At 33.6% G+C, this 12,829-nt stretch carries 15 protein-coding genes; 3 read left to right on the top strand and 12 right to left on the bottom strand.

The features are described from left to right. Positions 1 to 157: 157 nt before the first annotated feature. From udk to dnaA, 7 genes are all read right to left on the bottom strand, one after another. Entirely contained in the window at positions 158 to 766 is a 609-nt protein-coding gene (gene udk / locus J2W48_RS13385) for a uridine kinase (RefSeq protein WP_310282134.1), read from the bottom strand. A gap of 255 nt (positions 767 to 1,021) precedes the next feature. Beyond that, positions 1,022 to 1,903 carry an SDR family oxidoreductase gene (locus J2W48_RS13380; protein ID WP_310282133.1) on the bottom strand — a complete coding sequence of 294 codons (882 nt, stop codon included), beginning with the start codon at positions 1,901 to 1,903 and terminating at the stop codon, positions 1,022 to 1,024. Positions 1,904 to 1,979: 76 nt separating this feature from the next. After that, positions 1,980 to 3,107, bottom strand: a complete 1,128-nt coding sequence (locus J2W48_RS13375; RefSeq protein ID WP_310282132.1) for a methionine aminotransferase — start codon at positions 3,105 to 3,107, stop codon at positions 1,980 to 1,982. Positions 3,108 to 3,167: 60 nt separating this feature from the next. Further along, positions 3,168 to 3,944 carry an energy transducer TonB gene (locus J2W48_RS13370; protein WP_310282131.1) on the bottom strand — a complete coding sequence of 259 codons (777 nt, stop codon included), beginning with the start codon at positions 3,942 to 3,944 and terminating at the stop codon, positions 3,168 to 3,170. A 16-nt stretch (positions 3,945 to 3,960) separates the two neighbouring features. After that, on the bottom strand, positions 3,961 to 4,674 hold the full coding sequence (locus J2W48_RS13365) for an SAM-dependent methyltransferase (protein ID WP_310282130.1): 714 nt from the start codon (positions 4,672 to 4,674) through the stop codon (positions 3,961 to 3,963). Positions 4,675 to 4,741: 67 nt separating this feature from the next. Next, positions 4,742 to 5,209 carry a low molecular weight protein-tyrosine-phosphatase gene (locus J2W48_RS13360; RefSeq protein ID WP_310282129.1) on the bottom strand — a complete coding sequence of 156 codons (468 nt, stop codon included), beginning with the start codon at positions 5,207 to 5,209 and terminating at the stop codon, positions 4,742 to 4,744. Positions 5,210 to 5,218: 9 nt separating this feature from the next. Beyond that, complete coding sequence (gene dnaA, locus J2W48_RS13355; RefSeq protein ID WP_310282128.1) at positions 5,219 to 6,646, bottom strand: chromosomal replication initiator protein DnaA; 1,428 nt, start codon at positions 6,644 to 6,646, stop codon at positions 5,219 to 5,221. 185 nt (positions 6,647 to 6,831) lie between these two features. Between dnaA and J2W48_RS13350 the strand changes: the two genes are divergently transcribed. Beyond that, a complete protein-coding gene (locus tag J2W48_RS13350) occupies positions 6,832 to 7,236 on the top strand; it encodes an acyl-CoA thioesterase (protein WP_310282127.1) in 405 nt (134 codons plus the stop codon). A 31-nt stretch (positions 7,237 to 7,267) separates the two neighbouring features. On the opposite strand, the gene J2W48_RS13345 is transcribed toward J2W48_RS13350, so the two are convergent. Genes J2W48_RS13345 through ribD form a run of 3 tightly spaced genes read right to left on the bottom strand, consistent with a single transcriptional unit; the run spans position 7,268 to position 9,556 of the window. After that, entirely contained in the window at positions 7,268 to 7,900 is a 633-nt protein-coding gene (locus J2W48_RS13345; protein WP_310282126.1) for an IMPACT family protein, read from the bottom strand. Positions 7,901 to 7,911: 11 nt separating this feature from the next. Further along, entirely contained in the window at positions 7,912 to 8,514 is a 603-nt protein-coding gene (locus tag J2W48_RS13340) for an HAD family hydrolase (protein ID WP_310282125.1), read from the bottom strand. Continuing rightward, positions 8,507 to 9,556, bottom strand: a complete 1,050-nt coding sequence (gene ribD, locus J2W48_RS13335; protein ID WP_310282124.1) for a bifunctional diaminohydroxyphosphoribosylaminopyrimidine deaminase/5-amino-6-(5-phosphoribosylamino)uracil reductase RibD — start codon at positions 9,554 to 9,556, stop codon at positions 8,507 to 8,509. Before ribD ends, J2W48_RS13340 begins: the two co-directional genes overlap by 8 nt. A 97-nt stretch (positions 9,557 to 9,653) precedes the next feature. Between ribD and J2W48_RS13330 the strand changes: the two genes are divergently transcribed. Together J2W48_RS13330 and prmC are read left to right on the top strand one after the other, a co-directional pair. Next, complete coding sequence (locus tag J2W48_RS13330) at positions 9,654 to 10,139, top strand: GNAT family N-acetyltransferase (protein ID WP_310282123.1); 486 nt, start codon at positions 9,654 to 9,656, stop codon at positions 10,137 to 10,139. A gap of 82 nt (positions 10,140 to 10,221) precedes the next feature. Continuing rightward, positions 10,222 to 11,076: a peptide chain release factor N(5)-glutamine methyltransferase gene (gene prmC, locus J2W48_RS13325; protein ID WP_310282122.1), complete on the top strand. Its 855-nt coding sequence runs from the start codon at positions 10,222 to 10,224 to the stop codon at positions 11,074 to 11,076. A gap of 52 nt (positions 11,077 to 11,128) precedes the next feature. Here prmC and J2W48_RS13320 read toward each other — a convergent pair whose 3' ends face one another. Both J2W48_RS13320 and J2W48_RS13315 read right to left on the bottom strand, forming a co-directional pair. After that, positions 11,129 to 11,335 carry a GIY-YIG nuclease family protein gene (locus J2W48_RS13320; RefSeq protein WP_310282121.1) on the bottom strand — a complete coding sequence of 69 codons (207 nt, stop codon included), beginning with the start codon at positions 11,333 to 11,335 and terminating at the stop codon, positions 11,129 to 11,131. A gap of 215 nt (positions 11,336 to 11,550) precedes the next feature. Further along, a complete protein-coding gene (locus tag J2W48_RS13315; protein ID WP_310282120.1) occupies positions 11,551 to 12,795 on the bottom strand; it encodes an ABC transporter permease in 1,245 nt (414 codons plus the stop codon). Positions 12,796 to 12,829: the final 34 nt, after the last annotated feature.

Below are 12,829 nucleotides of genomic sequence, written 5' to 3'. Positions count from 1 at the left end.
TTAGTTTTTATTTAACCGATTTTTTTCTTTTGAATATGATTGATCTTTTTAGCCCCGATGGAGCCGATATCCTTTTTATGGCATTTTCTGCCGTAAAAAGATACAGGCGAGAGCGGGAATAGCTCCTTATTTTTATGGAATAAATTTACAATAAAAATTATGAAATTCTCTGATTAATTACGGCACGAACGACATCAATTGCAACTGTATTATATTTATCATTTGGAATAATAATATCTGCAAAAGCTTTTGATGGTTCTATAAACTGCTCATGCATAGGCTTCAAGGTGTTTTGATAACGTGTTAAAACCTCATCGATGTCACGGCCTCGTTCAGAAATATCTCTTTTTAAACGACGAATTAATCTTTCGTCGGAATCGGCATGAACGTATATTTTAATGTCAAATAGTTCACGCAATTCCGGATTGGTCAGGATTAAAATACCTTCAACAATCATTACTTTTCTTGGATGTGTCGAAACGGTATCATCCGTTCTGTTATGCTGAATGAATGAATAAACCGGCTGATCGATTGTTTCTCCGGCTTTTAATGCTTTTAAATGTTTTTCCAGCAATTCAAAATCAATAGCCCTGGGATGATCAAAATTGATTAATGCTCTTTCGTCATATGACAAATTATGGGTTTCTTTATAATAAGAATCTTGCGAAATTACCCCAACTTCAGTATCCGGTAATTCGTTCATGATTTGGTGTACTACGGTTGTTTTTCCACTTCCTGTTCCTCCTGCAATTCCAATAATGAGCATAAATTTGATATTATATATTTGTTGGACAAAAATAATAATTTAAGTGAACTGTCTAAACATATTATGTATTTAAACCATATAATATAAGTAAATGTAAGCAATAAGATGTTTAAACAAAGTATAACTTAACTGAACTTATATTATATGGTTAAATATGGCATCACTTGTATAAAAAATCCCAACAGCAATGCCATTGGGATTTGGTGCAATCAGTATAGTTTTATAAAATATTCTGAATTTAGTAAGCACTTGTAATTATTTATTCTTTTTTGCTTTTATCATCATTTCGAGCTGATCCCAAAGTTCTTCAGGAATTGCTTCCAGTAAATTGAATTGTCCAGCGCCTTTCAGCCATTCACCACCGTCAATCGTAATAACATCTCCATTCACATAAGCAGAAAAATCAGAAACTAAATAAGCTGCTAAATTGGCTAATTCCTGATGATCGCCTACACGCTTCAAAGGTACTTTTTTGGCCATATCAAATTTCTCAGCAAGATCGCCCGGTAATAATCTGTCCCAGGCTCCTTTTGTAGGGAATGGTCCCGGAGCGATGGCGTTAGAACGAATTCCGTATTTCGCCCATTCTACGGCAAGACTTCTTGTCATGGCTAAAACCCCGGCTTTTGCTGTTGCACTTGGTACTACATAGGCAGAACCTGTCCAGGCATAAGTAGTTACAATATTTAAAATTGTTGCTGATTTTTGTTTGCTGTCAATCCAGTGTTTTCCAAAGGCTAGTGTACAGTTTTTCGAGCCTTTAAGTACGATATCGATAACAGTATCAAATGCATTTGCTGATAAACGTTCCGTTGGAGAAATGAAATTTCCGGCAGCATTGTTCAAAAGAACGTCCACTTTTCCGAAGGCTTTTAAAACTTCCTGAAGCATGTTTTCAACTTCTTCGTAATGACGAACGTCACATTGAACAGGCAGACATTTTCCGCCAGTTTCTGTTTCAAGTTCTGTTGCTGTTGTTTTTAGCTTTTCTAAATCTCTTGAAGTAATCGCTACCTGAGCTCCTAATTCTAAAAAATACTTAGTCATTGCTTTTCCTAAACCACTTCCGCCACCTGTAACTACAATAACTTTACCTTTTAAAGCATCGTCCCGTAACATTTTATCTGTATAGCTCATACTTTTTTTGTTTTTACAAAATTAATTAATTTAAATAGGATGCGCGCATAATAGTGTTATAAATTTTCGAAAAGATTTATATTTCACATATTTTTTTTGCTGCTGATTCAAGTGTGAAGTCATCTTTGGCAAAACAAAAACGAATTAATTTTTGATCTTTATGATCAGAATAAAAGGTGGAAATTGGGATTGCAGCGACACCGAAATCTGTGATTAATTTTTTGCAGAAAGTCACATCATCATCGTCAGAAATATTGGCATAGGAAGCAACCTGAAAATAAGTTCCTTCGCAGGTTTTTAATTCGAATCGGCTGTTTTGAAGCAGTTTTTGAAAATAATCTCGTTTCTCCTTATAGAATTTTCCAAGTAGATTTACATCAACAACATCTAAGTATTGATTAATTGCTGCCTGTGAAATGCTATTTACGCTGAAAACCAAAAACTGATGTACTTTTTTGATTTCTTTCATCAAATATTCCGGCGCGACCGTATAACCGATTTTCCAGCCTGTAATGTGAAATGATTTCCCGAAGGAAGAAACCATAATACAACGGTTTACCAGAAAATCTTTTGTATGTGTCGAAATATGTTTTTCTTCAAAAGTAATGTATTCATAGACTTCATCAGATAAGACGACAATATTTTGGAATTTTGAAAGTAGTTTTTCTAATTCTAAAAAATCATTTTCAGTTAATATTTTTCCAGTAGGATTATGCGGATTATTGATAATAATTATCCTGGTTTTTTCCGAACACGCTTTTTCAATGGTTTCCCAATTTGGCGTATAATCATCGTTTAAAGCAACCCGAACTGGTTTTGCGTTGCACAATAAAACTGGAGATTCATAAGAGTCATAACTTGGATCTAAAATAATTACTTCGTCATCTGTTTTTACCAAAGCTAAAATCGAAGTAAAAATTCCCTGTGTTGCCCCAGCTGTCACCAATAGTTCCAAATCAGGATTTATAACTCTATTATAAGAACTCAGAATTAATTTTGCAATCTGATTCAGCAAGGGCGGATAACCTGCCATTGGGGTATATTGATGCACGTTTTCTTTTGCCAACTTCGCTAAAATGTCTGTCAATCTTTCATCAACGGGAAAATTTGGAAATCCCTGAGAAAGATTTATCGCATTATATTCGGTCGCCATTTTGGACATTACCGTAAAAATGCTTGTGGTTATGTTTGGAAGTTTACTCATGAAAAGTTTGATTTGGGGGAAAACTTGTGAGCGGAATGAAAAACTAACTTAAGAAAAATATTAATTTAGAATTATAGGTATGGAATAGAGAACTCTGACTGTCTTGTTATTTTGTTTTCCAGGAATCCATTTCGGGGATAGTTTTAAAACTCTAATAGCTTCCTTGCCTGTTTCATAATCAAGATCTCTTAAGATTTTTATATCGCTTAATGATCCATCTTTTTCAATAACAAAAGTAGCATATATTTTTCCTTTTAGATTTTCTTTTGGATTTTTATAATTTTGTTTTATAAAGCTGTTCAATGCTTCCTGACCTCCAGGGAATTCTGGTTTGACTTCTATACCAGCTGTGTTATAAACTAGATTGTCTTCATTAATAACAGGTGTCACTGAACTATTTTGAGTCAGGTCATACAATTTGGCTGCATCGGTTAGCTCATCTCCGATTACAGTTATAGGAAATGCATATTGCCATCTTACAGGTTTGTCATTTTTCTTTGCAGGAACCCATTTCGGAGATAGTTTTAGAACTCTAATGGCTTCTTCTCCAGTTCCATATCCAATATCTCTTAAAATTTTTATATTAGATAATGTTCCATTTTTTTCAACGATGAAAGTAACATAAACTTTACCTTTTAGGCCTTTAACATTAGGTGTCTTATAATTTTTTTTGATGAATTCGTTGTATAAAGCATCTGGTCCGCCAGGGAATTCAGGTTGTTTATCTACAGAGGAGATCTCTTCTGAATCAGGGTCTCCTTTAATAGTTGGTTCCTTATACTGTGCAAAGGAAATTTGTACAAAAGACATCAAAAACAGTATTGAAAACTTTTTCATTGAAATTGTTTTAAATTTACATTTTATGAATAATAAAAATCGTAGGTCGATTATGCAAATCAACTTTCAATTTCTTCCAATCAGAAACACGCATTGTTTTAATAAATTCTGTTGGCAAAGTAATATCTGTAGCGATACAAAGATGTGTAGCAGGGTTTAGAATCTGCAAAAGATCTTCAACTAATTTGTTGTTTCTGTAAGGTGTCTCAATAAAAAGCTGGGACTGGTTTTTATCCTGAGATAATTTTTCAAAAAACTTTAATGCGGATTTCTTCTCGTCTTTATCAATAGGTAAATATCCATTGAAAGTAAAACTTTGTCCGTTCATTCCGGAAGCCATCATAGCTAATAAAATAGAAGACGGTCCAACCAAAGGTATTACCTGAATTCCTTTTTCGTGTGCCAGTTTTACAATAACCGCACCTGGATCTGCAACTCCCGGACAACCTGCTTCGCTCATCAATCCAACATTTTTTCCTTCTAATAATGGTTTGATGAAGTCTAAATGCTCGCTTGGTTCCGTTCGTTTATTTAATGTAAATAGAATGAGTTCTGATTGTTTTTTCTCAGGAGAAACTGCTTTTATAGATTTCCTGGCTGTCTTTTCGTTTTCAACAATATAATAATCTATAAAATCAATGCTTCTTTTTACAGTCTGTGGCAAAACATCCATCGGATCGCTTTCGCCCATGGTAGTTGGAATTAAATATAATTTTCCTAAAAGTTTCATGGGCTTGTTTTATAATTTGTATGCGAATCAATAAATAGTAGGCAAATAATTGAAAAGAAGTGTAAGTCTAAGAATGTTTTTCGATAAGTTTCTGTGCAATGATATCCGTAACTTCATCTAACATCTGATATACAGTTTCAAATCCGTTGGTCATACCAAAATAAGGGTCTGGCACATCCACATTTTCACCAGGAAATAATTCGTTTAAAATGAGATGTACTTTATTTCTATGCTCTTGATTCTGTGCCAAATCAATTACATTGCCATAATTAGAATTGTCCATTACATAGATATAATCGAATTCATCAAAATCGGAAGTTTTAAATTGACGTCCCTTTTGATTGTCAATACATAAACCATTCAGTTGAGCAATAGCAATGGAGCGTTTGTCAGGGGAATGTCCTACATGCCAGGAGCCTGTTCCGGCGGAGTCAACTATGAAATTGTCTTTTGGTAATTTTGATGCTAAAATACCTTCAGCTAAAGGGGATCTGCAAATATTTCCCAAACAAACCATTAAGATTTTTACTGGCATGATGCGCGTTTATAGCGTTAATTTTTTGTTGATGTCTTCTACAAATTTCTTGAATTGTTTGTCAGTAGAAACTAAATTGTCAACAGTTTTACAAGCATGTAATACGGTAGCATGATCGCGATCTCCAATCTGAGAACCGATATTTGCCAAAGAAGCCTTTGTGAATTTCTTTGCAAAAAACATGGCCAGTTGTCTCGCCTGAACCACGTGTCTTTTTCTGGTTTTTGATTGAAGTGTTTCAATATCCAACTGAAAATAATCTGACACAATTTTTTGAATATAATCAATAGAGATTTCTCTCTTTACATTTTTTACAAATTTCTCTACTACACTTTTAGCTAATTCAATGGTAACTTCTTTTTTGTTGAAAGAAGATTGGGCGATTAACGAAATAATAGCACCTTCTAATTCTCTAACATTAGTTTTAATGTTACGGGCAACATATTCAATAATATCTTCCGGTATTTCAACACCATCACGATACAAAATGTTTTTTAAGATTGAAATTCTGGTTTCGTAATCTGGCTGATGTAATTCAGCAGATAATCCCCATTTAAAACGGGACAGCAAACGCTGCTCAATATCCTGCATGTCAACAGGTGCTTTGTCTGATGTTAAAATTACCTGTTTTCCATTTTGGTGCAGATAATTAAAAATATGAAAGAATACATCCTGAGTTCCTGATTTTCCGGATAAAAACTGAACATCATCAATAATTAAAACATCGATTAATTGATAAAAGTGAATGAAATCATTTCGATTATTCTTTTTTACCGAATCAATATATTGTTGTGTAAAAATCTCGGCAGAAATATATAAAACCGTTTTTTCAGGATATTTATCTTTTACTTCAACGCCAATAGCGTGTGCTAAGTGTGTTTTTCCTAAACCAACCCCTCCAAAAATCAATAATGGGTTAAAGGATGTTCCTCCAGGTTTATTGGCAACAGCCATGCCTGCAGAACGGGCTAAACGGTTTGAGTCTCCCTCAAGAAAATTATCAAAACTGTAGTTGGCATTTAATTGCGACTCAATTTTTAAATTTCTAATTCCGGGAATTACAAATGGGTTTTTAAGTTCAGGATTTAAGTTTTTGAACGGAGCATCAACCTCTTGCGGTTTCATCGGTACTCTGTTAGAACTTGGAAGCTGTTCGGTAAATGGTTGTTTATTACCGTAAGTGTTTTCCATTTTGATTTTATAGAGTAACTTTGCGTTTTTCCCCAGTTCTTTGGTAAGCGCAACTTTCAATAATTTAACATAATGTTCTTCCAGCCATTCGTAGAAAAATTTACTTGGAACTTGAATATATAGCGCATTGTCGGTTAGCTCAACTGATTTGATTGGTTCAAACCAAGTTTTGTAGGCTTGATCTTGAATATTGTCTTTTATAAAGGACAAACAGTTTTCCCATACCGATTGAGCAGTTTTAGTCATAGATTCAAATAAATTTTGTATTATTGGTAATGATTCTCCTATAAAATAGTAGAGTTTTTTTTCCTTTTTTCGGGATAACAAATATGTGAACAAATTTCTGTAAAAAAAAATATTTTGCAATGTAATTTATAAAAAAAATGTTGTAAGGAAACTTTAAAAGCTTAAATTTTTTTAATTTATAAATAATGAAAAATCATCAGACTCAGGTACGTGTACGTTATTCAGAAACAGATCAAATGGGGGTTGTATACCACGGAAATTACATTCCGTATTTTGAAATAGGGCGTGTGGAATGGCTTAGAAACAAAGGGATTTCGTATAAAATCATGGAGGAAAGCGGTATTGGACTTCCAATTGTTTCCATGCAGATAAATTATAAAAAATCTGCCCGTTATGATGAGTTGTTAACGATTCATACTGCTTTCAAAAGTCAATCTTCTGTCAAGATAGAATTTGAGTGTGCGATTTATAATGAGGCAAATGAGTTATTAACAACGGCAGTGTTTATTTTAGTGTTTATTTCCTTAAAATCGGGTCGTCCAACTGCTCCTCCGGATTATATTTTAGAATTGTTTAAAACACTTGAATAATTGTTAAAATGAGGTAGATTTTAATGCTAACTTATATAATTTTAATATCGATTTCGAACATTAAATCAAAAATGCCGAATATTATTTCGGCATTTTTTTTTCTGGTTTTGGTAAATATTTTACCAATTGGTAATCCGGAATCTTCATTTATCTCCATTTCCTGAGATACAATTTCAAGTTTTTTTTCTTTGATAACACGCATTACTTTGTTCATGTTTTTATAATCAAATGAAATTAAAAAATGAACATCAATCGTTTTTTCGACAATTTCGCAAACTTCAAGTGCCATTTGAGCGGTAGTTTTGTAAGCAGCAATTAATCCGCCTACGCCTAATTTGATTCCGCCAAAAAATCGAACTACGACAACAAGTACGTTAGTTAATCCAAAAGATTGTATTTGCCCATAAATTGGTGCTCCAGCTGTATTACCGGGTTCACCATCATCATTAGCACGGTAAGATATTTTTGGAGCTGTGCCTAATTGATAGGCGTAACAGTAATGCACAGCGTTTGGGTGTTGTTTTTTTAAGTTTTCAATAATCGGTTTTACTTCTTCTTCATTTTCTATGGGAAAAGCGTAACCGAAAAATTTACTTCCTTTTTCCTTAAAAAGCACTTCTTCAGATTCAAAAGCAACGGTTTGATAGGTGTCGTTATATTCCAAAAGTAAAATTTCTAAAGTATTTGTTTCTCAAATAAATCAACAACATCTTCCTGACCAACTTGTAAATTCCAAACATGAAAGCCCAGAGCAGCGGCTGAATCTGTGTTCTCTTTTTTGTCATCTATAAACAAAGTACGCTTTGGAGACAATTCGTGTTTGTTAATTAAATATTGAAAAACTTCCGGATTTGGTTTTCGCATTCCTATTTCAAAAGAAAAATAAACTTTTTCAAAACATTGGTAAAAATCGCTGTAAAAAGAGATTCCGCTTTTGTTCTCGAAAGTTTCAATATGAATAGAATCGGTATTGCTTAACAAAAACAAACGATATTTTTCAGAAAGCATTTGCAGAAATTCTAATCGGTATAAAGGAAAATCAGCTAATATCGCATTCCATGCTTCCAGAATTTCTTCAATTGAAGCATTTGGTAATTGCTTTTGAAAACCTGCCAGAAAATCATCACACGAAACATCCCCTGTTTCAAATAAAAGATTCAAACGATCCAATTCTGAATTCCATTCGGTCATGCCTAATTTCTGCAATCCTGAAATAGTAGCTTCTTTATCTAAATTGATAAAAATATCTCCAAAGTCAAAAATTATAGTATCAATCATGATTTCTAATTTGTATTAATTCATCGTTTCCGATATATTTTTTTTCTACATTTTTTCCTGACAAATGTGGTGCTTTTGTTCCTTTTTCAAAAGAGGCTTTACCAACAAAAATGCGGGCTTCATCCCAAATATTTTGATCAATAAAGGATTGTAAAGTTTGCAGGCCACCTTCAATAATAATAGACTGAATTTGGTTTTGATATAAAACCGCCAAAATATTGGGTATTACATTTTGATTAAAATTAATACTTTCAAAGGTAGTGTTTTCTGTTGAAAGGTTAATTTCAGATTTAGTAAATACAATAGTTTTTACGGTGTCATCAAAAATAAAACTGTCTTTTAAAATTCGATTATTTTGATCTAAAACTACTCTGACAGGATTGTTTCCTGACCAGTCCCGAACATTTAACTTCGGATTGTCATCAATAACAGTTTTTGTTCCCACTAAAATTGCCTGCTCTTCGCTTCGCCATTTGTGAACCATTTGTCTTGAATATTGATTGGTAATCCAGACAGGTTTTCGTTCCGGATTAACTTCTTTTTCTGGTGCCAAAAAACCATCCCGGCTTTCTGCCCACTTTAATATAATATAAGGCCTTTTTTTTTGATGAAAAGTAAAGAAGCGTTTGTTGAGTTCGTTGCATTCGTTTTCTAAAATGCCAACGGTAACATTTGCCCCGGCAGCAATTAATTTCTTGATTCCGTTTCCAGCTACTTTTTCATTCGGATCAACAGTTCCTATTACGACACTCGGAATTTTATTTGCAATAATTAAATCACAGCAAGGAGGCGTTTTTCCAAAATGGCTGCAAGGTTCTAAACTTACATAAATAGTTGAGTTGGATAATAATGACTTATCAGCTACTGAATTTATTGCATTAACCTCCGCGTGATTTCCACCATAAGGCGAAGTATAACCTTCCCCAATTATTTTACCTTCATAAACAATAACCGCTCCAACAGATGGATTAGGCATTGCTGCAACTAATCCATTTTTGGCTAATTGAAGGCATCGTTTTATATATTTCTCCTGTATATTCATACTGCAAAAGTAGTTATTTTTGAGTTTAGGGTTATGTTATGAAACTATCTAAAAAGTATTTCTACTTTTGCAATATCATAGTAAGACAAATGTAAATATGGAAAATTGGGTCATTAGGCAAATTAAAAAAGAAGACAATCAGGCAGTTGCTCAATTAATACGATCTGTTTTTGATGAAATGGAAATCCCAAAAGTAGGAACAGCTTACGGAGACCCATATTTAGATTTGATGTTTGAGGAATATAACAAACCTCAGGCGGTTTATTTTGTGGTAGAAAATGAAGGTGAGATTGTTGGTTGTTGTGGAATTGCGCCTTTGGAAAATGGTGACCCTAAAATTTGTGAATTACAAAAGATGTATTTTTTACCTGAAACGAGAGGTTTGGGAATTGGAAGTAAAATGATGGAGAAATGCCTGAAACAAGCGAGAGATTTCGGTTTTGAAAAATGCTATATCGAAACGATGCCGTTTATGCATGCAGCACAAAAATTATATAAAAAATCAGGATTTGAGTATTTAAAAGCGCCAATGGGGTGTACAGGACATAATTCTTGTCCGGTTTGGATGCTGAAAGAATTATAAAACGAATTGTAACAAAATTTGTTTGTGTAACACTTATTAAGAATACAATTGGTTATCGCTAAAATTACTCATACCCGTCAAGATGAAAATCAAACAATATCGCACTCACTTTATTCAGGAACTATCGCCATTTTATGATGCGTATGAAGCGGAGAGTTTTTTCTATTTAATTTTAGAAGATAAACATAAATTGCGACAAATTGATTTGGCGTTAAACCATGAATTGGCTTTTGAAGAAGCTGAAATAGAAAATTGGAAAATACTCTTGTCGGAATTAAAAAAAGAAGTTCCCATTCAGTATTTACTAGGGAAAACTAATTTTTATGGCTTGGATTTCGAAGTCAATGAGAATGTTTTGATTCCGAGGCCTGAAACGGAAGAATTGGTGGAATGGATTATAGCAGAAAATTCAAAAATTGAAAGATTGAAAAAATTAAAGATTTTGGACATCGGGACTGGGAGTGGATGCATTGCCATTTCGTTAGCGAAGAATATTCCAAATGCCAAAGTTTTTGCAATTGATGTTTCGGCAGATGCTTTGTCCATGGCAAAAAAAAATGCGAGAAATAATAATGTAGAGGTTGACTTTTTATTGCAGAGTATTTTCGAAACCGATGATTTAAAACAGGATTTTGATATTATTGTTTCGAATCCGCCTTATGTTCGTAATTTGGAAAAACAGGAGATAAAAAAGAATGTCCTGGATTATGAACCGCATCTGGCACTTTTTGTGGAAGACAATGACGCTTTGGTTTTTTATCGGAAAATTGCCGAATTGGCTCAGAAAAATCTTGTGGAGAACGGACAATTGTATTTTGAAATCAATCAGTATTTAGGAACTGAAATGACTGATTTACTGGAGGAAATGAATTTTAAAAATATCGAATTGCGAAAAGATATTTACGATAATGACAGGATGATGAGAGGGGATATTTAGTTTTTGTTAGATTTAAAATTTTACACAAAGTTTGTCATTCCGTAGGAATCTATTATTCAAAATGAAAATTCCAGAATTCTAAATTTGGATTTATTTCTTTTATTAAATTTAATTTTTTTTTCCTTGAAAGATTTTTAATTTCTTTTTCTCTTTCAATTGCTAATTGAATCCAGCTGAACTTTTCAAAATAAATTAAAAAATGCGAATTATATTTTGCTGTGAAACTGTTAGGGTTTAATTTGCTCTTATGCTGTTGCAAGCGTAATTTTAAATTGTTTGTTACGCCAGTATATAAAACGGTTCTAAAACGGTTCTGTTTTTATTAGTTAAAATATAAAAGTATATATTCCTTCTGTGTATTCAATCATAGAAATGCTTAAAAATGAAATGAGTAAAAGAGATTCCTACAGAATGACAAACGGTGTGTAAAAAACTTTGGCGACAAAATTTCTCTAACATCTGACGGTAAAAAAACTATTCATAACGCAAAGCTTCAATCGGATCCAGTTTTGAAGCCTTAATAGCCGGATATAACCCAGACACGATGGCAACCATAAAACTGGTCGCAAAGGCTGCAAAAATAGCAGTCCACGGAATAACAAATGCGAAGCTCATTGCGGTTGCGATACCAAAACCGAGAAGGATTCCCAATACGATTCCGACCAAACCTCCAATCTGGCCAATCAATAAAGTTTCGATAAAAAACTGAACTGCAACAGTGGTTCTTTTTGCACCCAATGCTTTTCGGACACCAATTTCGCGGGTACGCTCAGTAACCGAAACGATCATGATATTCATTAGCGCAATTGAAGATCCTAAAATGGTAATAATACTGATAATCCATGAAGCCCAGCCTAAATATTGCGTGATTCCGAGTATGCGGTTGATCAAATCATCACTTCGTACGATACCGAAATTATTGTCACGAACCGGACTTAATTTTCGAACTCTTCGCATAGTGCTTGTTGCATTGTCGATAGCCTGGTCTAAAAGCTCTTTTTTAGAAACCATGACACTCATCGTGTAATTAATATTGGGAGCTGTAAATAAGGAACGCGCTACCTGAATTGGAATTAAAACACGTAAATCCTGGCTGTTTCCAAAAGTGGAACCTTTTTCTTTTAAAACACCAATGACTTTGAATTTTGCCCCTCTTATCGAAATTACTTTGTCAATTGGATTCACATCTTTTAAAAGTCCTTTTTCAAAATCTGAACCTACGATGCAGGAATAAGTATTGTTTTCGATATCAAATTGATTAAAAGAACGTCCCAGACTAGTCTCTAATCCTGAGTTGTTAATAAAATGTTCATCGACACCAACGATTTTAATTTCCGGATCTGTTTTTTCGGCACCATATTTTACCTCGGCTGTTGAAGTAGCCGTAAAGGAAAGTGACGTTTCCGTAAAAGGATATTTATATTTTGTTTTAAAAGCTACAGCTTCAGGATAAGAAATAATAGGATTGACAACCTCACGTTCATTTCCGCCACGATTTCTAACATTGCTTTCGTATTGATTGATGTTGAAAGTATTGGCGCCCATTGAAGCAAAATCAGTAGAGATTGTGTTTTCAAGAGCAGAAACAACGGTCAGGATTCCAACCAAAGCCGTAATTCCGATGGCAATAATTAAAACGGTAAGAATGGTTCTCAGTAATTGTGTTTTGATGGAACCAAAAGCAATTCGGATATTTTCTTTAAATAATTTTAGCATCATGACCAATTTGACACGAAAATACGTTTTTTGTTAC

Origin of the sequence: Flavobacterium piscis, assembly GCF_031457575.1 — a bacterium.
Lineage (GTDB): Bacteria > Bacteroidota > Bacteroidia > Flavobacteriales > Flavobacteriaceae > Flavobacterium > Flavobacterium piscis_A.
This window is presented reverse-complemented; position numbering and strand designations above follow the sequence as displayed.